The organism is Neobacillus drentensis NBRC 102427 (genome assembly GCF_001591445.1).
Classification (GTDB): domain Bacteria; phylum Bacillota; class Bacilli; order Bacillales; family Cytobacillaceae; genus Neobacillus; species Neobacillus drentensis.
This window is the reverse complement of sequence record NZ_BCUX01000037.1, coordinates 1-20,817: the sequence shown is the minus strand read 5'-3', so window position 1 is coordinate 20,817 and position 20,817 is coordinate 1. Positions and strand designations below refer to the sequence as shown.

The window sequence follows — 20,817 nt, the reverse complement described above, 5'->3', positions numbered from 1 at the left end:
AAAAGCTAATACCCCCAAACTAATCTACTTGAGGTGGAGTCTATGAAATACGATTTAGTCCTGTTACATGCACCAAGTGTTTATGATTTTAGAAAAAGCTCCCTGCTAGCCGGCCCCATTAGTGATGTGGTTCCATCATCACCTGTGTTTGAAATGTACCCGATTGGAATCACCAGTATTGCTGAATATCTAGAAAGGTACGGCCTTCGGGTTAAAATTATTAATATCGCCAATCGGATGCTGATGAGTGACAAATTTGATGTCGAAGCGAAGTTAAGGAAAATTAACACCAAGGCGTTCGGGATCGATCTTCATTGGCTCCCACATGCACACGGCAGTATTGAATTAGCAAAAATCGTCAAAAAACTACATCCCGATACACCCGTTATTTTCGGCGGACTATCATCCACCTATTATCATAAAGAGCTCATTGAATATCCATGCATTGACTTTGTCATGCGCGGCGATTCAACCGAAAAGCTAATGCTTCTTTTGATGAATAAAATTGAACAAGGGAATACCCACTATGCTGACATTCCCAATTTAACTTGGAAGAAGGGGAGCGACATTGGCTATAATCCGCTTACCTATGTTCCAAAGGATTTAGATGATCTTGACGTACCTGGCTATCGCTATGCGATCCGCTCTGTTTTTAAATATCGGAATTTTCTTGATCCGCTGCCGTACAACGGCTGGCTTCAATATCCGAATACGGCCTTACTGACAGCGCGAGGCTGCTCACAAAATTGTCTCATCTGCGGCGGTTCCAAGGATGCCTATGATCAAAACTGCAACCGGAGCTCGCTTGCATTAAGGTCACCTGAAAAACTCATTGAGGACATTAAATTCATTTCACGCTTTAGCCGGGCACCGATTTTTATTCTACATGACCTGCGCCAGGGTGGACGCGATTACGTGAAGGAATTTTTTAGCCGGCTGAAGGAACTTCATCTTAAAAATGAGATTGTTTTTGAATTATTCCAGTATGCAGACGAAGAGTTCTTTAAACAAATGAATGATAGTGTTCCAAATTACAGTATTGAACTCACGCTTGAAACACATGATGAAAAAATCAGACGCTATAACGGGAAATTTAATTGTACCAACCCAAAAGTCATCGATACACTTAATTTTGCCCTAAAGCATGGCTGTAAAAAAATTGATTTATTCTTTATGGTTGGGATTCCCGGACAGACCTATAACAGTGCCTTAGAAAACATCAATTTCTGTGAAAAGATTCATCTTGCCTGCAATAAAGACAAACGGATTTTCTATTTTGTTGCACCGCTTGCACCATTCCTTGATCCTGCAAGCCCTGCGTTTGAAAATCCCGAACTGCACGGCTATAAAAAGTTCTGCCTTACTCTCGAAGATCATCGCAAGGCAATTTGCCAGCCTTCATGGAAGCATATGCTTAGCTATGAAACAAAAGATATGACCCGTGATGACATTGTTAACTCAACCTATGAATCAGCTCAACTACTAAATGATTTCAAATTAAAATACGGTCTGATTGATGAGGATGGCTATCTAGAAATTAAGTGGAAAATCGAGAAATCAATTGATTATATTGAAAAAATTGATTATGTTCTCTCCCTGCCTGAAGAGCAGCAGCCTGATGAATTAGCAAAAATTCGTGAGGAGATTGAGGAGTTAAATAAATATAGCATTTGTGGAAAGAACGAGTTGAAGTGGGAAGCACCTAAAAATTACGCTAACTTCTTTTCACTTACATTAGTCGGCCTCGAACAGCTCTATGAAGATTATGCGAACAAGATTAGACATCTATTACAACCGCAGCGCCGTCAGCAATTCCAGCTTGATCCTGAACAGAGAAAAATGAAAATCTAATCATAAAAGGAGTTGAGGGGATTCCCCTCAACTCCTTTTTCAGGCGGATTAGTGCCCGCCAAGATAGGCATTTCTTATTTGGTCGCTTTGATTTAGTTCTTCAGCTGTACCTGAGGCAACAATTTTGCCCGTTTCAATAACATAGGCACGGTCGGCAATTGAAAGCGCCATATTCGCATTTTGCTCAACTAATAGAATCGTTGTGCCTGTTTTATTGATTTCTTCAATAATCTTGAAGATTGTTTTTACTAACAGTGGAGCAAGACCCATGGATGGCTCGTCTAACAGTAATAGACGCGGCCTAGCCATTAATGCCCGGCCCATGGCAAGCATTTGCTGCTCTCCGCCTGAAAGAGTACCAGATAGCTGCTTACGGCGCTCCAAGAGACGTGGGAAGAGCTGGTAGACCTTTTCAAAATCTTCTTGAATGCCTTTTTTATCTTTACGAAGGTAGGCTCCTAATTCAAGATTTTCCTCAACGGACATATTTGAAAAGACACGGCGTCCTTCCGGTACTTGCGAAATACCTCTTTTAACAATTAATTGAGGAACCTTGCCAGCCACATGTTCATTATCAAAGACAACTTCACCATTTTTCGGCTTTAGTAATCCAGAAATCGTTTGTAAGAGCGTACTTTTCCCCGCGCCATTAGCGCCAATCAGTGTGACAATTTCCCCTTGATGGATCTCAAGGGAAACTCCCTTTAATGCTTGGATATTTCCGTAATATACATTTATATCATTAACCTTTAGCATTAGGAGACCTCCTCTCCAAGATAAGCCTCGATGACTTTTGGATTATTTCTGATTTGTTCTGGAGTGCCGTCTGCAATTAATTGCCCATGGTCAAGCACATAAATTCGCTCACACACACCCATAACCAGCAGCATGTCATGTTCAATTAAAAGGATCGTTAACGAGAATCGCTCGCGGATTAACGCAATCAAATTCATTAGTTCTTCTGTTTCCTGCGGGTTCATCCCGGCAGCCGGTTCATCGAGTAGCAATAATTTCGGATTAGCGGCCAAGGCCCTGGCAATTTCAAGACGACGCTGCTGACCATATGGTAAGTTCTTTGCCTTTTCGTGCATAGACTTTTCCAAGTTGAAGATCTTTAAGAATTCTATCGCCTTTTCCTCCATTTCCTTCTCACCAGAAAAGTGGGAGGGGAGGCGGAAGATGGAGCTCAACATGGAATGCTTGGCTAGCGAATGGTAGGCTACCTTTACATTATCGAGAACAGAAAGTTCACTAAACAAACGAATATTTTGAAACGTCCGGCTAATACCCTTTTTCGTAATTTTATAAGGTGCTTGTCCGTTTAGTTTTTCGCCATCTAGCGAAATGCTTCCTTCGGTCGGAACATAAACACCTGTTAATAAGTTAAAGAATGTCGTTTTACCTGCACCATTCGGTCCTATTAAACCGACAAGTTCACCTTGTTTTAATTCCAGGTTTACATCTGAAACAGCCTTTAGTCCGCCAAAACGGATCCCGGCATTTTCTACTTTAAGCAACTGTTTTTTTGTCGTCATGCTGTACTCCTCCTTTAGCAGTTTTACCAGCTTTAAAGAATGAGGTGATTTCTCTTGTACCGAGCAGCCCTTGTGGACGGAAAAGCATCATCGTGATAAGGACAAGGCTGTAAATAACCATCCGTACTTCCGGATAGCTGGAAAGGTAAGTTGAAATAATCGTTAACAGGATGGCAGCAATAACGGCTCCTGACATACTCCCTAACCCGCCTAGTACAACAAAGATTAAAATATCAAATGACTTTAAAAAGCCAAAGTTTGTAGGTTGGATGATATAAAAGTTATGCGCGTACAAGGCACCGGCAATTCCTGCAAAAAAGGCACCAATCGCGAAGGCTGTAACCTTATAAAAGGTTGTATTAATTCCCATCGCATCTGCGGCAATTTCATTCTCTCTGATTGAAATACAAGCTCGTCCATGTGTTGAGTTAGTAAAGTTCGCAATGACTACAACGGTCAACACAACACAAGCAACCAGCCATGGCCACGTTGTTAAATGGGAGACTGTCATCCCGCTTGCACCGCCGACATAATCAATATTTAAAAAGACAATTCTGACAATCTCTCCAAAACCAAGTGTAGCGATGGCAAGATAATCTCCTTTTAGTCTTAGGGTTGGAATCCCAATAATCAACCCGGCCACTGCTGCTGCCAAACCGCCAACTAGGATTGCAACTGGAAATGGCAAGCCCAGTTTCATGGTCATAATCGCTGAGGCATAAGCGCCAACTGCAAGGAACCCTGCATGTCCAATTGAAAATTGTCCTGTAATCCCGATAATCAAATGGAGACTTGTAGCTAAGATAATATTAATACCGATAAAAAATAGTGTGTTTACATAAAACTGGTTCAATGTGCCACCAGTGATTAAAAATTGCATAATAACCGAAAAAACAATGGCTAAAACAATCGAGGTCCAGAAAAACTTTGCTTGTTTCAATATATTCATCGCTAAAAGACCCCCCTTAAACCTTTTCCCTGATATTTTTACCAAATAAACCTGCTGGACGGAAGATTAAGATTAAGATTAGGACGACAAATGCTACACCGTCACGCCAGAGAGAATAGCCTGCTGCACTGACAAGTGACTCGATTACGCCTAATACTAAACCGCCGGCCATCGCACCAGGGATAATTCCGATACCGCCTAAAACAGCGGCAACAAACGCTTTAAGCCCTGGAATAATTCCCATTAGTGGCTCAATTTTTGTGTAGTAGACACCAAAGATCACACCAGCTGCTCCTGCAAGGGCAGAGCCAATTGCAAAGGTTGCTGAGATTGTATTATTCACATTGATCCCCATTAATTTAGCAGCATCCATATCGTGTGATACAGCCCGCATCGCTTTACCAATCTTTGTTTTATGAACGATAAATTGTAATAAGATCATTAAGAATAAAGATGTTCCTAAAATAAGAATGGACTGACCGCTAATTTTCACTCCAAAAAGCTCTAAGCTCTTCAGTGAAACAACTCCATCCGGATAAGCTTCCGGTTGGGCACCACGCGCATAAATGGTTCCATATTCGATAAATAGTGAAACTCCGATTGCCGTAATTAGAGCGGCAATTCTAGTCGCATTTCTAAGAGGTTTGTAGGCAATCCTCTCGATTAATACACCAAAGATGGCACAAGCAACCATTGAAATAAGTAAAGCTGGGAAAAACCCTAAATCAAGAATCGTAATTGAATAAAAACCTATAAAGGCACCGACCATGAAGATATCTCCATGAGCAAAGTTAATCAATTTTACTATACCGTATACCATTGTGTACCCTAGGGCGATTAGTGCATAAATACTACCCAAGGATATTCCATTGACAAGCTGCTGAATTACTTCCATCTGTCATACACTCCTTTGGACCGACTTCACGTATCTTTTTTTAAATACAGTTAAACAATGTTTGCATGTTGGGAAACTTGCATTTCTTTAATAAAGTAGAATAGGGAGACGTCTCGCTCCCTATCCCTCTGGCAAACTATAAAAATTTGTCTAGCACCATGACAAGCTTTTCATTAAGGATTGATTTTTGTCTTAAATTGTTGTTCACCGTTTTTGTACTCAAGGATAACAGCGGCTTTGATTGGATCATGGTTTTTATCAAGCTTCACATTTCCGGAAACAAGCTGTAATCCATCTGTTTCTTCAAGCGCCTTGCGGATTTTTTCAGAATCACCGCTTCCAGCACGTTTAATCGCATCTGCCAGGAAGTACACTGTGTCATAACCTAGAGCTGTAAAGGCATCTGGAGATTTACCATTGTATTTTGCCTTGAATGCTGCAACAAAGTCTTGAACCTTCTTATCACTGTCACCCGATGAATAGTGGTTGGTAATAAATGTGTTATTTAGAGTATCTTTACCTGCAATTTTTACTAGATTAGGAGAGTCCCAACCGTCACCACCCATGATTGGTACATTTAAGCCAATCTCCCGAGCTTGTTTGACAATTAAACCAACTTCTTCATAGAAACCAGGAACGAATATATATTCCGGATTTGCTGCTTTTATATTAGTTAAGGTTGCACGGAAATCTGTATCCTTTGCCACATATGCTTCTTCTTTAACAATTTTGCCGCCATTGGCCACGAAATTCTTTTTAAACGAAGCTGCAAGGCCTTTAGAGTAGTCACTTGAACTATCAATTAGAACAGCCGCACTCTTAACCTTTAAATCATTGGAAGCGAAATTTGCTGCAACTGTACCTTGGAACGGGTCAATGAAGCATGTCCGGAAGACGAAGTCATTTACCTTTCCGTCTTTATTTGTAATCGTCGCGTTTGTTGCCGTTGGTGTGATTAATGGAATTTTATTATCTTGAGCAATCTGCACTTGTGCGAGTGTGTTTGTACTTGTTGCCGCACCAATCATTGCAACAACTTTATCCTGAGTGGCAAGTTTTAGAGCACCATTTGTGGCCTCTGCTGCATCAGACTTATTATCAACCGTCACTAATTCTAACTTTTTGCCATTAATCCCTTTTTTGTTGATTTCTTCGATGGCTAATTCAATACCCTCTTTTGCTGATTGACCATAAGAAGCTACTCCGCCAGATAGTTCGAGGTTTGCACCAATTTTAATCTTGCCGCCTTTTTCCCCATCACCACTAGCACTTGAATTACATCCTGCCAACACCCCTGCTGCAACCATAAACGACATAAAGACACCAGCTAATTTCTTTTTCCTCATGATTTACCCCCTGTTTTTTAAAAAAATTTTCCCAAACACCTTTGTCTAACTGTTTTAAAAAAAGATAATATTCTGAAAACATTATACAAAATATTTAGGGGGCTCGTCTAGTGATATTGTAAATTATTTTAAGATAATTTGCAATATAGCAAATATATGAATTTTAATCACCAAAAGGCTTTATTCCAGTAAAGTTGAAAAGGATTTAATTTTCATTAGGAAAATAAATTCCTTTTTTCTAATATTTTGGTTAAATATGATTCAATGTTGAATATATAAAAAAAGAGACTCCAAAATTGGGAATCTCCTTTGAGTTATTACTATACTAATTCTGTATTCTTCGTTTCTTTTCCCAATACAAAAACGGTCATTGCCCCAATTAAGACAGCGATACAGAAGATCATAAAGATGGTTGAAATTGATACTTGCCGGGCGACAAGATTACCAACTAATAGTGGTCCTAACACGCCGCCAACCCTTCCAACCGCTGCTGCCATACCAGAGCCTGTCCCACGAATAATCGTTGGATATTGTTCGGGGGTATATGCGTAAAGGCCGCCCCATGCACCTAGATTAAAAAATGATAATAATATTCCCGAGACCATCAACAAAGCCGTTGATTCTGCTGCACCAAAGAAATAAGCGCTTATTGCCGTACCAGTTAAATAGACCACTAAAACGAACTTACGGCCGAATTTTTCAATAAACCAGGCAGCTGTAAAATAGCCCGGCAGCTGTGCCAGCGTCATGATGAGTACATATTCAAAGCTTTTAATTAAGCTGAACCCTTTCATAATCATCACACTTGGCAGCCATAGAAACATTCCATAATAAGAGAAAACGACACAAAACCATAAAATCCAAAGCATTGTCGTTTGACGCCGATAGTTCTTAGCAAATAGATTCTTTATGCTTTGGAAAGCGGAAATTTTCTCCTTTTCCTTAACTGCCGTAAAACGAGGTGAATCCGGAAGCCCCAAGCGTAAGTATAGGGCATACAAAGCTGGAACCGCACTGATAATTAATGCTATTTGCCATCCGAATTTTGGAATAATGAAATACGAAATAATAGCTGCCACTAGCCAGCCGCCCGCCCAAAAGCTTTCCAGCAGAACAACAATCCTGCCGCGCTTTTCAGCAGGGACACTTTCTGATACGAGTGTCGAGGCTACAGGAAGTTCCCCTCCAAGGCCTGCTCCAATGAAGAATCGCAGCACTAAAAAGGCGGTTAATGTGGTCGTCATCGCGGAAAGACCACTCCCAATCGAAAATAAGAGTAATGTGATAATAAATACATGTTTACGGCCTATTTTATCTGCCATTAAGCCAAAGATAAGTGCACCAACTGCCATCCCAATCGAATTGATACTCCCAATCCAGCCCATCTGCCCAGGAGTCAGGTCCCATTCTACCTTTAAGGCGGCGATGATGAAGGAGAGCATGCCGACATCCAAGGCATCAAACATCCAGCCCATCCCGGCAATACCAAGCAGTTTCCGGCTTGAAATTTCCTTTTTGCTTTTCATGTAAATCCCCCTATGTTGTCGCTAATTTCTTACATTATTCCCTAATTTTCTTTCGTTTAGGTACGAGAATAATCTTTTAACCCATAAGTATTCTAACAACTGTCTTTACAGTTGTCATTAATATTTTAGAAAAAAAGCTCATAAAAAGAGAGACTGGATCTCCAGTCTCTCTTTTTATCCCTAATCCAAACCCGTTTCGACGTTTTTGAACTGGTTAAAAAACATACTGTAATACTTGCCCTGCAGGCTCATTAATGTCTCGTGGTTGCCACTTTCGATAATTTCCCCTTGATCAATCACCATGATGGTGTCCGCATCGCGGATGGTATTGAGGCGGTGGGCAATAATAAAGCTGGTCCGATTCTCCATTAACGTGAGCAAGGCTCCTTGAATATGAAGCTCTGTCCTCGTGTCAATGCTGCTTGTCGCTTCATCCAAGATGAGGAGAGAGGGCTTAGCTAAGATGACCCTCGCAATTGCCAGGAGCTGCCGCTGACCTTGGCTTATATTGCCGCCATTTTCAGACAGAACCGTCTCATACTGGTTTGGCAGCCGCTTGATAAAGGTATCGGCATTGGCCATTCTCGCCGCACGGTCCACCTCATCATCTGACGCCTCCGCATTTCCATACTTGATATTCTCCTTAATCGTCCCGGAGAATAAATACGTATCCTGGAGAACAAATCCAAAACATCTTCGCAAACTGTCTCTTGTATATTCTCGGATATCATGACCGTCCAAGAGAATTCTTCCGCCTGTCACGTCGTAGAATCTTGTCAACAAGTTCACAATCGTTGTTTTCCCCGCGCCGGTGGGACCAACTAGAGCGGTACTGCTGCCGATATCTGCCTCAAAGCTGACATTTTTTAAAATTGGTACATCGGGCCGATAACCAAAACTGACATTTTCAAAAACGACATGTCCGCTTGGTCTTTCCAAGGAAATGGCCTGAGGTGAGTCAAGCGGTTCCTCTTCTTCATCGATGATTTCAAAGACACGCTCTGCCCCGGCAACACCGGACTGAAGAATGTTGAAGATATTGGCCAGATCATTAAGCGGTCTGACAAATTGCCTGGAGTAGGTAATGAAACTGGCGATGGCCCCTACGGTGATGATGCTTTTCACTGCAAGGATTCCGCCCACAACCGCGACGACCGCAAAGCCTAAGTTATTGATTACGTTCATGATTGGCATCAAAAAACCAGACCAGATTTGCGCCTTAAGGCCGACCTCACGCAGTCTCGTGTTGACCACATCAAACTCTTCGATGACCTTTTCCTCATGATTAAAGGCCTTAACAATTTCAATTCCAGAAATGGTTTCCTCAATATGTCCATTTAATTTTCCAAGCTCTACTTGCTGATTTTTAAAAAGAGCACTCGTCCGCTTTGCGATGGTCTTTGTTAATATAAAGACGAGCGGTACGGTGATTAAGCTGGCAAGTGTCAACAAAGGGCTTAACCATAGCATCATGATTAACGATCCGGAAAGGATGACCACCCCTGACATTAATTGTGTCGTCGACTGCGAGATTGTATTACTAACGTTATCAACATCGTTAGATAACCGGCTCATTAATTCACCGTGCGACCGTGAATCGAAAAAGGAGACCGGGAGCTTTTGCAATTTTTTAAAAAGGGCATCCCGTAAGCCTTTGACGATTCGCTGGGATACACCCGCCATCAGCCAGCCTTGTAAAAAAGTAAGCAGACTATCCATCACATAAGCAGCCACCAAAATGACAATCATGATCTCTAGAAAGCCAAAGTCGACCTTTCCACCATCCATGCGCATTGCATCAATTGCTTTCCCAATCAGGAAGGGGGCAAGGAGCATCAAACTTGAGTCCAACACAATAAAGATAAAAATGAAGCTGAGCATTTTTCGTTCCTTACCGAAGTATTGCCAAAGCCTTTTTAAGGTTCCTTTAAAATTCTTTGGCTTTACCACCGGCCCGGGTCCGCGGCGATGCGCACCGCCAAAGCCGCCTGGTCTCATGGGGGGAGGAGTAGGGGGAGTACTTTCCGTCTGTACATTTCCCTTTGACATTATTGCTCCACCTCCTTGCCAACTTGTGATTGATAGATTTCCTGATAAATGCTGCAATCCTTCAACAGCTCCTGATGGGTTCCGACTCCAACCAGTTCACCGCGGTCGAGGACAACGATTTTATCGGCATCGATAATCGACGTGATCCGCTGTGCAATCAATAAACAAGTCAGACCCTTGGCATAGGTCTTCAAATCTTCTTTGATTCTCGCCTCGGTGGCGACGTCAACGGCACTTGTACTATCATCTAAAATCAATATCTCTGGTTTTTTCACCAAGGCTCTGGCAATGGAAATCCGTTGCTTTTGCCCGCCGGAAAAATTAACGCCGCCCTGACCAATTCTTGTTTGATAACCTTCCGGTGACGCCATGATAAAATCATGCGCCCCCGCAATTGTCGCTGCAGAAACCACTTCCGCATCGGAGGCATCTTCCTTACCCCAGCGGATATTTTCCTCGATCGTTCCTGTGAATAAAATATTCTTCTGCGGTACCATCGCAATTTTCTCTCGTAATGTTTTCGGACTAACCCGTTTACTATCGATTCCATCTACTTTAATCGTACCGCTCACCGTTTCATAGAAGCGGGGGATTAGTCCAACTAGCGTGCTTTTTCCCGATCCCGTCGATCCAATAATTCCAACGGTTTCACCTGGCAGAATTGTGAGATTAATATTTTTTAAGATGGGCTCGCCTGTTGCTTGTTCATAAGTAAAGGAGACCTTTTCAAAGTCAATTCTGCCTCTTTCGATGAAATTTACATTCTGATTATCATCCGAAGAAAAGGAATCCTCTTGTAAAAATACTTCATCAATTCTCCCAGCCGAGGACCTTGCCCTGACAAACATATTAAAGACCATCGAGATCATCATCAGTGAAAATAAAATTTGTGTCATATAGTTGATAAAAGCAATGATATGACCCACCTGAATAGAACCGCTATTCACTCCATAGCCGCCGATCCATAGGACAACGACAATCCCAAGGTTGACGGTCAGCATAATTAAAGGGCTAAATGTCGCCATTAAGCGGTTGGCGGAAATGGATTGATTTTTATAATCATTATTCACGATTGAAAACTTGCCAACCTCTGCATCAAAGCGATTAAACGCCTTTACCACCCGGACACCTGATAAATACTCCCGCATCACACTGTTCACGCGGTCCAATGCTTTTTGGACACGAGAAAAACGGGGAAAGCCCAGTCGCAAGTTAAAGATAATTAACAGGGCAACAATCGGGACCACAACCGCCAGAACAACCGAGAGCTGCAGGTTTAAGCGCATCGCCATAATTAAACCGCCTAGTGCCAACAGCGGGGCTTTGACGAATATCCGCATTAAGCCATTCACAAACACTTGAACTTGGGTGACATCATTCGTCAGCCTGGTCACAAGCGAAGCACGGTCAAATTTATCGATATTTTTAAAGGAGAGCGTTTGGATCTTTTTAAATAAGTCAGACCGTAACTCCGTCCCAAAGCTTTGGGAAACAATACTGGCGACCACACTTCTCGTAGAAGCAGCTATCGCCCCGCATGCTGTAATAAGCAGCATCAAACCGCCCATTTTTAACACATAATGGATATCCTTGTTTGCAACCCCTTCGTCGATAATTTTTGCCATAATCGTTGGCTGCATCAGGTCACTAACGGCCTCTATGGTAAGGAAAAAAACAGCGATGCAAAAAGACTTCCAATATTTCTTTATGTATTTTGATAAAAATGTCATCCTACCACTCCCAGCCAGTCGGAAATCTTTCTCTAAGAACATTATAAATTTTTTTACTTTGATTAACCAAATAATTAAACTGCAATTGGATGAGTCTTTTCCTTAGGTTTAGTTGACAATTGCCAATAAAAAAATGGTCCATTTCTGAAAATGGACCACGGTCAATTCTATCCTATTTTTGAACCGGGCTAAACTCATGAACCCAGACACGCATTTGTGGCAGCCACGGCATGCCCGGATGATAGGCAAGAATGGATTGCTTGTATTCCTCAACTGACTCGAAGCCCTCACGGCGTGCATCATCATCCGTTAATTCACCTAAAGCTTGGGAGTAGACATTCTCAACAACAAATTCACGGCCTTCCAGAGTCATGATTTCACCTGGGTCGGCATATCGGCCATTGCGGCGTGTTGCTGTTTTTTCACCGGCAAGGACTTTCTTTACATCAGATTCCATTGTTATTAAGCGTTCAACCGAACAAGTTTTTTCCGGTAAGGCATTGTTATTTTCATTTTTGATCATCACTAATTCCTCCTTCATAATCATTTATCAATATTAACACTATTATTAACTTTAATAAAAATAAATAAAACAAGCGAAGAAAAAACGCTCGGACTAAAACACTTCCGAGCGTTTCATTTTGCCGCTGATTACTTACTTAACCCTTTCGATACAATACTTGAATATGAACTGTAAACCTTTTTACCGTTTACTGTACGGTAGGTTCTTACTTTATAGTAATATGTTTTACCCTTTGTTAATTTGCTATTGGTATAGCTTGTCGAAGAAGTAGTTTTTACCTTCGTGTAGCCGCCAGTTTTTGAAGTGGCACGATACAACTCATAACCGCTCGCTCCGCTTACCTTACTCCAAGTTACCCTAATCGAAGTCTTGCTTGCCTTTTCAGCCTTCACGCCTGTTGGTGTAGAAAGTGCTGGCTTGGCACTTACAATACTGGAATAAGGACTTGATAGTTTTTTACCTTCAACCGTGCTATAAGCAACGACTTTATAGTAATAGGTTTGACCAGTAGTTAAGCTGCTATTGGAATAACTGCTGCCACTGACTGTTACTGCTTTACTGTAGATACCAGTTTTTGAAGCAGAACGATAAATGTCATAACCAGTTGCCCCAGTTACTTTGTCCCAGCTCACTGTTACTTTATTATAGCCCGCAGAAGCTGCTTTTACTGATGTTGGAGCTGAAGGGTTCTTAACAAAACGTGCATAGACATTTGTATCGGCCACAATCCGCGCATTAAAGTCAAATTTTGTTTTGAAGCTAGCATCTTTATACCAGCCAAAGAAAGTATAACCAGACTTAGTTGGAGAAGTTGGAACTGCAACCTTCGAATCCTCGACAACGTCAGTGGTGTTCACAACCGTGTTGCCGTTGTAGAACTTCACTTTGTATTTGGATTCGCCGCGGAAGATATTTACTTCTTTGGTTGTCTTGTTGCCTGCGATATCAACAAGTTCAAGCATAAAGGTATTGTTACCAGGCTCAATATCAAGTTTAGTAGTGACATCTTTGCTAACACCAATCATCTCAAAATGATCTGTATTGGTATCTTTAAAGAATTCTTCGCTGCCATCAACAAAGTAGCGAATTTTATCAAAGTTATCCGAAATCGTTGCTTTTAGGTCAACTGAGCTTACATCCTTTTTAACTTTAGTCGGAACATCAACATTGATTTGTGGTGCAGTAGTATCAACGATGAGATCACGAACTAGGTAGGAAATTTCATTTCCAGCAACATCTGTCCCTTTAATTTCAATTTTGTGGACGCCATCTGCTGCTACAGTTACTTTTGTACTGAATTCGTAACGTGCTTTTTCTTTGTTAAATGTTAATTCTACTGGCTTTCCATCCACTGTAAAATCACGAATGTTTGAATCGTCCGTTAAATACCCTTCAACTGGAAGTTCGTGAGTTTTGTAGATTCCTGTCGCTCCGATGGAAGTAACATGGATATAAGGAATCGTTTTGTCATTCGCACCTTCTAATACTACTTTACTAGCATTACCAGCAAAGTCATAGGCCACGACTTCTACAGTTGAATTCACTGCTGGAGCTTCTTTGAAAGTATATTCTGTTTTTTCACCTGCTAATGGAAGATCATCTTTACCATATACAGATTTTCCATTTACAGTAATATCGTAATAAGCAACACCTGAACCATTTACATCGGTTGATTCAACGGTTAATTTATCGCCACTTACATTCGCTTTTAGAGTTGGTGCAGCCGTGTCAACTAGAACAGGGAATGTCATCTTCTGTGCTTCTGCACCAGCATAATCAATTGTTGCATCAACTTCATAATAGTATTGGCCATCTGCTACTACCTTGTTCTTCACTTTTCCGTCCCAAGCATTGGCAGTATTTAAGTGGTATTGATCTCCTCTTCCACCATCATTGAAGTTTTTAGAAACAAGTAAATCTGATTTAATTTTACGAAGTACCTTTCCGTCTTTATCAACAATCTTGTAATCTACTGTTTTAGCGTTTCGTAAGAATGAAAGAATTGGAATCGCATTATCGTTTTGACCGTCACCATTTGGCGAAATCGCAATGTTTGCAGACTTAGGTGCTTGGGACGCTGAATCCTTCAGATCAACAACTGAAACAGCTGGATTAAAACCTAAGTAGTTAAAGTTCTGATTACCTTTTTCGTCTGTGCCTGCAGCTGTAACCATACCTGTCCAAGCATAGTAGGAATCAAGATCTTTGCCGTCATAAATCATTGAATCGATAATAGGTGCTTTATTCCAGTCACCCTTAAAACCAACATAAGGTACGGAAACCGTTGGATTAACATCGCTTACATCTGTTAAAGTTACGAAACCTTCAACGAAGTAACCATTTTCGAAAATGGTATCTAATGGCTCATAGTACCACCAATCAATGGTGTTTTCTAAGTCAACTGTTACATCAACAGTTGCACTTCCTTTAGCAGGAATCGTTAGTTGGTCTCCACTAAGTCCGTTTGAACTAAATGAAATTGGGAACTCTCCAACTCCTGTATCAGGGTCGAAGCTGCCTTCTGCTTTGTAAATGCCTTGTGCTTCTAGGGTATCGACTCCATTGATTACTAAATCCGTTTGAACATTACCATTTACTTGATAAGTAACCGCTTGGTCGGATAAGTTTTCTGCTATTAGCTTAAACGTAGCTTTATTACCTGTAATTTCTTTTAAAGCAACCTTTGCTTCATTTGTTACAGGATTCGTCACAACGATTGGGGTACTTAGTGCTGCATGTAATTGCATTACACCCGCACCTTGGCGACGAGGTGAGTAAGGGTTGTGAGTATAAGCCGCATTATATGTGCCTTTATCGTCAATAACCTTACTTGTGTTCATTAAGATATTTTTTGCCATACCAACTTTTTCTGCACCTGAAAGATTAGCAAAATCTTCTTTCACGCGTTCAAGAACCAGTGCAGATCCACCAGAAACATGTGGTGCTGCCATAGAAGTTCCACTCATAACACCATATTGATTGTTATTAAACGTAGAATAGATATTTCCACCTGGAGCTGTGATTTCTGGTTTGAAATCTAAGCCCGAAGTTGCACCCCATGAAGTGAAGCCAGACATTTGGCCAGCTGTAGGGTTTGTTGCTGTCTTTTTGTCACCTTTAAATTCAATCTTTATTGCTGTACCTTTCACTAGCTCTGCTTTTAGAAGGTCCCCATCAGCCTTTAGCATGAACAATTGTGGAATGGTAATTTCTGGGGACGTCGCCATACTTACAAAGCCATCTACGTTGTTATAAACAATTACACCAGCAGCACCTGCAGCCTGTGCATTTTTTGTTTTTACAACAAAGTCGAGTGTGCCACGTCTGATCAACGCATATTTTCCTTTGAAATCTTTGCCTTCAAAATCAGATACTTGTCCAATTCCAGCATCAAGAATATCAAATGATTTTGTCGATTGTGTTGAAGGATCTACTCTGCTTGCTGATAAGAAAACAGCCTTTCCAGCTTCCGTTCCATTAAATGAATAGTTAATTGCATCTAGATCCAAAAAGTTGTTTTCAAGAGAAGCTACCTGTAATGAACTGTTTGCGCTACCAGGTGTACCTACAACACCGTAATCAGGGTTTTGAGCTAATGGATTTGCATAGCCGTCACCCAAATGGTTAGAGTTACCAGCTGAGATAGACATTAACACACCATTATCAACCGCTCTTTGAACTGCTTGTTGCTCTGGAGCATCTGGCAGAACAAAACCAGCTGTTGATCCTAAGCTCATGTTGACAACATCTGCGCCTAATTTGATTGCATCGTCAATTGCTTTGATCTCGATGTCGCCCCATGTAGATGGCATTTCTGGGTCATTACCAAATATTTTCAGGGCAAGCAATTGTGCTTCTGGTGCAACCCCTTTAATCCCACCATTTGATTCGTCCCCATTGGCTGCAACAGTACCAGCTACGTGCATACCGTGCATCGAAGCATCAGGACCTAAATCAAGAATTTGCGCATTTTCATCGTAATAGTTATAGCCGTAAGGAACCTTTTCAGTGTAGAACTTACCAGGTAATCCTTTATCTGATACTGCAGCATCTACTTCCGCTTTTGTTAATTCAGCTTTCGTGCCATCGGTTAATACAAAATCTTTGTGGCTAGGGTCAATTCCGGTATCAATAATACCAACAATCATTCCTTCACCTTTTTTGCCATAAGCTTCCCATGCTTTTTGAGCTTCAACAATTTCTTTACTATATTTCATGTTTGGCTCAATTTCAGGACGTTGATATTCTGTTGCAATCGATACATTCGCAACCCCGTCTACAGTTTTAATTGCAGCAATTTGTCCATATTCGACAATTCCACTAAATCCATTAACTGTAGTAGTAAAATTTTGTTTGTATTGCATTTTAATTGCTTTTTTTGCAATCTGGCTCTTTACAGCCTGCTGTTCATTTTGGATTTTATTTTGCAGTTGTGATTTTACTGATTTTGATAGTTCACTATATTTTTTTCCTTGCTTTGTTGCATATGTAATGGCTGGTTCACCATCCACCTCAACAATGACACGAACTTTATCAGACTTTTTATAATTCTTCTCTGTTTTTTTGACTTTTATTGATTTCGAGACTTTATTCAAGGTATTCGTGACAGTTACCTTTTTAGCTTTGCTAATTTTTGCCCCTGAAGGAGCAGCCGCTTGTGCAAAGCTGGCAAATACCATTAAAAAGACCAAAAATAACGGTAATATTCTTCTGATTTTCAACCACATTTCCCCCTTTTTTTATCCTTCTAGTAATTTATTACTCTACTAGAATAAAGCAAATAATAAATACCCCCCTTGTCTCATTAACGCACACAATTAAGTCTATTCGGAATTTACGGAATAGTCAAATAACAAAAACACCAAAATATCTTCCTATTTCGCAGATTGTCGAAAGTTGTTGATCATTCCAACAGCACAAAAAAAAAGACCAGATTAGGTCTTTTTCACTAGGAATTCAAATCTCACCTTTTATAAAAGGTGAGATTAACTACTAATAAGATCGCAGTAAATACTAATGTACAATGATAAGTACTCCTTCAAGTTAACGTAACTAGCCTGTCAGTTTGTTTATACGACCTGGCCGCCCTTATCATGGTACTTTAAGATACCTTCTGCCGCCCGATAGGACAATGCTCCAACAGTCCCGGTTGGATTGTACCCAGCATTTTGGGGAAAGGCAGATGCTCCCACAACAAATAGGTTATCTACATCCCACATTTGTAAGTAGTTGTTAACAGCAGAAGTCTTAGGATCATCGCCCATAATAACACCGCCTGTATTGTGCGTGGATTGATAGGTAGAAACATCATATGGTCCCAATTCCTGCATATAATCGACATGGTCTGCGCCCATTTCCTTCATAATAACTGAACATTGTTTTGCTAAAAACTTTGCCATATTACGGTCTTGATCCTCAAAGTCAAACGTAATTCTAATTAGCGGGTCGCCGTAGGCATCTTTATAGGTTGGGTCTAAGTCCAAATAATGATGCTGAAATGCCATCGAAGAACCTTCTCCGCCAACCGTGAAGGAGCTATTGGCATATTTTAGCGATGCCTGCTTAAATTCCTTGCCCCATGTAGGTGTTCCTTTTGGAGCGACATTGTTTTGGATGGGCCTTTGCCCTGTTTGTCCTAAGATAATCATTCCACCGTGGATGAAATTTAGATTTGAGTGATCAAAGTTATCGCCATTATAATCATCTAAAATCATCCCTAAGGCACCTGCGCCAGCAAAGGAGTTAAATTTTTTCTTGTCAAAAAATCCGACTGCATTTCCTTTTCGGACCTGATAGGCATAGTTTTTCCCAACTGAACCAGTTCCTGTACTTGCATTATAGGGAGTACCAAGACCTGATAATAACAAAAGTCGAACATTATTAAACACAAACCCAGTTAGAACGACAATATCAGCAGGCTGTTCAATCTCCTCGCCCGTTGTCACATCAGTGTATAACACACCTGTTGCCTTATTCCCCGTTTTTAAGATTCTTCTTACATTGGAGTGGGTTCTTATTTCGAAGTTGCCTGTTTTCAGGGCAACTGGTAGGACGGTAACCACAGGGTCTCCTTTGGCGCCATATTCACAGCCAAACCGCTCACAAAAGCCACAATATTGACAGGCAGCCCTTGAAATCCCATCTGGGTTTGTATAGGATTCAGATAAATTTGCGGCCGGTTGGACATAGGGATGGAGCTTTAATCTTTTTGCAGCATCCGTAAATAGTTCCATCGCTTTTGTCTTCTTCAACGGCGGAGTAGGGTATTTGCTTGAACGTTTCCCTGCCAATGGGTTTTCCTCCCCGGAAATACCAGCCATCTTTTCAAAGGTATCATAATATGGCTCCAGTTCGTCATAGGTTATTCCCCAATCCTGAATGGTCATACCTGGGGGAATTTTGTTTTTCCCATACTTTTCAACGGTTTGGCTGCGAATTTGGAAATCATAAGGGAGGAAGCGGAACGTTTGTCCATTCCAGTGGACGCCAGACCCGCCTAATCCATCACCAATTAAAAATGAACCATATTGCCGCATTGGAAGAGCCCGGAACTTTTCAGTGCTGCGGAAAGTAATCGTTTCTTTTGACAGATCTTGCATCATTCCATAGCGCAATGCATACCGCAATTCATCATGAACCATAAAGTAATCTTCCGTTTTTCTTTCCTTGCCTCTTTCCAAACCGACCACCTTAAGTCCCTTTTTGGTCAGTTCAGAGGCGATGATTCCTCCTGCCCAACCGACTCCAATAATCACTACATCCACTTTCGGTAATTTCCTTGCCATCGTTTCCACCTGCCTTTTCTAGTGATTTAGATGATTTTTTAAACTTTGCGGATTTATTTTCTTAAAATCTTTATCGATAATGTCTGTGTAAGCCATTTGACTACCCGGATAGTTTCGCATTTTCCAGCCGTCCATATTTCTATTCCCTCCATATAGTGGATCACTATAGGCTCCTTCGAGTGTAGCGCTTCTAAGCATCTGAAAAAATCCACTCGGAGAGATAGTCGTTAAGTTCACCTTATCTTCTTCAAAATCGCGAAGAATCGCATCCTGCTCTTCTTCTTTCAGCTCAGTGAATTTTTTCTTATGGACTGTCATACTGTGATTTTGAAGCTCCCTCAGGCCAATATCAAAAATATCTCTGCGCCTTAGCCTGCCCTGGTAGCCTTGAACCTTTTCTCCTTTGAAAAATGGCGCCTGCATATACTCCCTTGCATTAAAGCCCCAATCACCAGCAAGTTGATGGTCAATAAAAAAAGCGACCCCGAGGGCCTTTGCACCTGGCCCAGACTCTTCCTCTGGAAAAATTCGTTCGGTTGCTGCTTCGGTCAGCTGAAACTGTTCAGGTGTAAAATACATCAATGCCTGATTAAAGTTTTCTGCCTTTACAGCTGGTGCTACCTTTTCTTCCTTTTTACGTGGGAGGAGACTGCCCAATACCCCGCCAACAGCCAGTCCGCCAACAGTGAAACCCGTATTCCGTAAAAACTTCCTTCTAGATAATGATTCTGGATTTCCCTTGTTTTCTTCAGCCATGTTTGTACCTCCAGTTTTTCGACATTATTTCCCATAATATTTATTTTTCTCATTTTTTCCGAAATCATCCATTCATAATTATAAAATTTATGGGGAAAATACATTTTAAAAAAGGAGGCTACTTTATGTTTAAACGGAAGTGGAAAATCTGGGGGTTCCCGATGGCTGCCTTATTAGTGCTGTCAGCATGTTCTGGCCAACAGAGCATCAAAGGAAATGAGGTTGGAGCTGCAGAAAATCTCGACTATCATGATTCGTCTGTTAATAAAAAAGGAACTGGAAATGTCCATGGACATGAGAAAAGTGTAAATGTCATCCCTAGTGTGGACCGAGCGAAGAAAGAAACAACAAACAAAAATGGTCAAACAACAAGCGGGGTGGGAACGAATGTCTATAGCTTGATTGGCAGTTCCAGCCTCCATGATGGCGGGATTTCCTCCCATTTAGAATCAAGGTTATCAGGTGAGGGGATTCCAGGTATCAAGGTATTTGTACTAGATGACACCATTATTTTGGCTCGTGCAAAACCAGAGGTGACCTCCACTCGTTACGATGAGCTTCAAAATAAGGTGTTAAAAAACACTGCTGGTTCCTCAGGAAAGGGAAATCTGGACGGAGTTGATCCAGAGAAGCTGAATAATGACGATAATTTAGATAAAGCCAAAGAGTTGATGGATAAAGCCTTTAATGGACATGTACAAATCTTAACTGTTACAAACCCAAAAGCATTACCGCTCATTGATGGAATAAAGGCAAATATTAAGTCTAAAACTCCTTCTTATAGCAAGCTTTCAAGCGATATCAATACCCTAGTTAAAATGACGCGGGAAAAGTAAGAAAAGCGCAAGTGCCCTGCTCAGCGGCGTATGGAC

At 41.2% G+C, this 20,817-nt stretch carries 14 protein-coding genes; 2 read left to right on the top strand and 12 right to left on the bottom strand.

The genetic code is table 11. The features are described from left to right. Positions 1 to 42: 42 nt before the first annotated feature. Positions 43 to 1,851 (top strand): TIGR04190 family B12-binding domain/radical SAM domain protein, encoded by a 1,809-nt coding sequence (locus BDR01S_RS17210; RefSeq protein ID WP_066248886.1) that lies wholly within the window; start codon positions 43 to 45, stop codon positions 1,849 to 1,851. A 48-nt stretch (positions 1,852 to 1,899) separates the two neighbouring features. Here the strand turns inward: BDR01S_RS17210 and BDR01S_RS17205 are convergent, their stop codons facing one another. The 12 genes from BDR01S_RS17205 to BDR01S_RS17150 form a co-directional block, all read right to left on the bottom strand. Further along, positions 1,900 to 2,607 carry an ABC transporter ATP-binding protein gene (locus tag BDR01S_RS17205; protein ID WP_066248890.1) on the bottom strand — a complete coding sequence of 236 codons (708 nt, stop codon included), beginning with the start codon at positions 2,605 to 2,607 and terminating at the stop codon, positions 1,900 to 1,902. Then, positions 2,607 to 3,386: an ABC transporter ATP-binding protein gene (locus tag BDR01S_RS17200; RefSeq protein ID WP_066248893.1), complete on the bottom strand. Its 780-nt coding sequence runs from the start codon at positions 3,384 to 3,386 to the stop codon at positions 2,607 to 2,609. Before BDR01S_RS17200 ends, BDR01S_RS17205 begins: the two co-directional genes overlap by 1 nt. Then, positions 3,361 to 4,335 carry a branched-chain amino acid ABC transporter permease gene (locus BDR01S_RS17195; RefSeq protein WP_066248895.1) on the bottom strand — a complete coding sequence of 325 codons (975 nt, stop codon included), beginning with the start codon at positions 4,333 to 4,335 and terminating at the stop codon, positions 3,361 to 3,363. Before BDR01S_RS17195 ends, BDR01S_RS17200 begins: the two co-directional genes overlap by 26 nt. Before the next feature lie 16 nt (positions 4,336 to 4,351). After that, complete coding sequence (locus BDR01S_RS17190) at positions 4,352 to 5,230, bottom strand: branched-chain amino acid ABC transporter permease (RefSeq protein WP_066248898.1); 879 nt, start codon at positions 5,228 to 5,230, stop codon at positions 4,352 to 4,354. A 173-nt stretch (positions 5,231 to 5,403) separates the two neighbouring features. Then, the gene (locus BDR01S_RS17185; protein ID WP_066248900.1) at positions 5,404 to 6,576 is read right to left on the bottom strand and encodes an ABC transporter substrate-binding protein; all 1,173 of its coding nucleotides are present in this window, start codon (positions 6,574 to 6,576) and stop codon (positions 5,404 to 5,406) included. A 320-nt stretch (positions 6,577 to 6,896) separates the two neighbouring features. After that, complete coding sequence (locus BDR01S_RS17180) at positions 6,897 to 8,102, bottom strand: MFS transporter (RefSeq protein ID WP_066248902.1); 1,206 nt, start codon at positions 8,100 to 8,102, stop codon at positions 6,897 to 6,899. 180 nt (positions 8,103 to 8,282) lie between these two features. Further along, a complete protein-coding gene (locus BDR01S_RS17175; protein ID WP_066248905.1) occupies positions 8,283 to 10,151 on the bottom strand; it encodes an ABC transporter ATP-binding protein in 1,869 nt (622 codons plus the stop codon). Further along, complete coding sequence (locus BDR01S_RS17170) at positions 10,151 to 11,881, bottom strand: ABC transporter ATP-binding protein (protein WP_066248909.1); 1,731 nt, start codon at positions 11,879 to 11,881, stop codon at positions 10,151 to 10,153. The genes BDR01S_RS17175 and BDR01S_RS17170 overlap by 1 nt, the downstream gene beginning before the upstream one ends. A 172-nt stretch (positions 11,882 to 12,053) precedes the next feature. Next, positions 12,054 to 12,404, bottom strand: coding sequence for an ASCH domain-containing protein (locus BDR01S_RS17165; protein ID WP_066248911.1), 351 nt, complete (start codon positions 12,402 to 12,404; stop codon positions 12,054 to 12,056). A 128-nt stretch (positions 12,405 to 12,532) separates the two neighbouring features. Continuing rightward, on the bottom strand, positions 12,533 to 17,125 hold the full coding sequence (locus BDR01S_RS17160) for a S8 family serine peptidase (protein ID WP_066248914.1): 4,593 nt from the start codon (positions 17,123 to 17,125) through the stop codon (positions 12,533 to 12,535). 348 nt (positions 17,126 to 17,473) lie between these two features. Next, positions 17,474 to 19,189, bottom strand: coding sequence for a GMC family oxidoreductase (locus BDR01S_RS17155; RefSeq protein WP_066248917.1), 1,716 nt, complete (start codon positions 19,187 to 19,189; stop codon positions 17,474 to 17,476). A gap of 18 nt (positions 19,190 to 19,207) precedes the next feature. Beyond that, positions 19,208 to 19,945, bottom strand: coding sequence for a gluconate 2-dehydrogenase subunit 3 family protein (locus BDR01S_RS17150; RefSeq protein ID WP_066248919.1), 738 nt, complete (start codon positions 19,943 to 19,945; stop codon positions 19,208 to 19,210). A 125-nt stretch (positions 19,946 to 20,070) separates the two neighbouring features. Here BDR01S_RS17150 and BDR01S_RS17145 point away from each other — a divergent pair, with 125 nt between their 5' ends. Further along, complete coding sequence (locus BDR01S_RS17145) at positions 20,071 to 20,781, top strand: hypothetical protein (RefSeq protein ID WP_066248922.1); 711 nt, start codon at positions 20,071 to 20,073, stop codon at positions 20,779 to 20,781. The last annotated feature ends 36 nt before the right edge of the window (positions 20,782 to 20,817 follow it).

Excerpts from the sequence above, each read along its gene's own strand:
- BDR01S_RS17210 (WP_066248886.1), top strand. The coding sequence starts at position 43 with ATGAAATACGATTTAGTCCTGTTACATGCACCAAGTGTTTATGATTTT.
- BDR01S_RS17205 (WP_066248890.1), bottom strand. The coding sequence starts at position 2,607 with ATGCTAAAGGTTAATGATATAAATGTATATTACGGAAATATCCAAGCA.
- BDR01S_RS17200 (WP_066248893.1), bottom strand. The coding sequence starts at position 3,386 with ATGACGACAAAAAAACAGTTGCTTAAAGTAGAAAATGCCGGGATCCGT.
- BDR01S_RS17195 (WP_066248895.1), bottom strand. The coding sequence starts at position 4,335 with ATGAATATATTGAAACAAGCAAAGTTTTTCTGGACCTCGATTGTTTTA.
- BDR01S_RS17190 (WP_066248898.1), bottom strand. The coding sequence starts at position 5,230 with ATGGAAGTAATTCAGCAGCTTGTCAATGGAATATCCTTGGGTAGTATT.
- BDR01S_RS17185 (WP_066248900.1), bottom strand. The coding sequence starts at position 6,576 with ATGAGGAAAAAGAAATTAGCTGGTGTCTTTATGTCGTTTATGGTTGCA.
- BDR01S_RS17180 (WP_066248902.1), bottom strand. The coding sequence starts at position 8,102 with ATGAAAAGCAAAAAGGAAATTTCAAGCCGGAAACTGCTTGGTATTGCC.
- BDR01S_RS17175 (WP_066248905.1), bottom strand. The coding sequence starts at position 10,151 with ATGTCAAAGGGAAATGTACAGACGGAAAGTACTCCCCCTACTCCTCCC.
- BDR01S_RS17170 (WP_066248909.1), bottom strand. The coding sequence starts at position 11,881 with ATGACATTTTTATCAAAATACATAAAGAAATATTGGAAGTCTTTTTGC.
- BDR01S_RS17165 (WP_066248911.1), bottom strand. The coding sequence starts at position 12,404 with ATGATCAAAAATGAAAATAACAATGCCTTACCGGAAAAAACTTGTTCG.
- BDR01S_RS17155 (WP_066248917.1), bottom strand. The coding sequence starts at position 19,189 with ATGGCAAGGAAATTACCGAAAGTGGATGTAGTGATTATTGGAGTCGGT.
- BDR01S_RS17150 (WP_066248919.1), bottom strand. The coding sequence starts at position 19,945 with ATGGCTGAAGAAAACAAGGGAAATCCAGAATCATTATCTAGAAGGAAG.
- BDR01S_RS17145 (WP_066248922.1), top strand. The coding sequence starts at position 20,071 with ATGTTTAAACGGAAGTGGAAAATCTGGGGGTTCCCGATGGCTGCCTTA.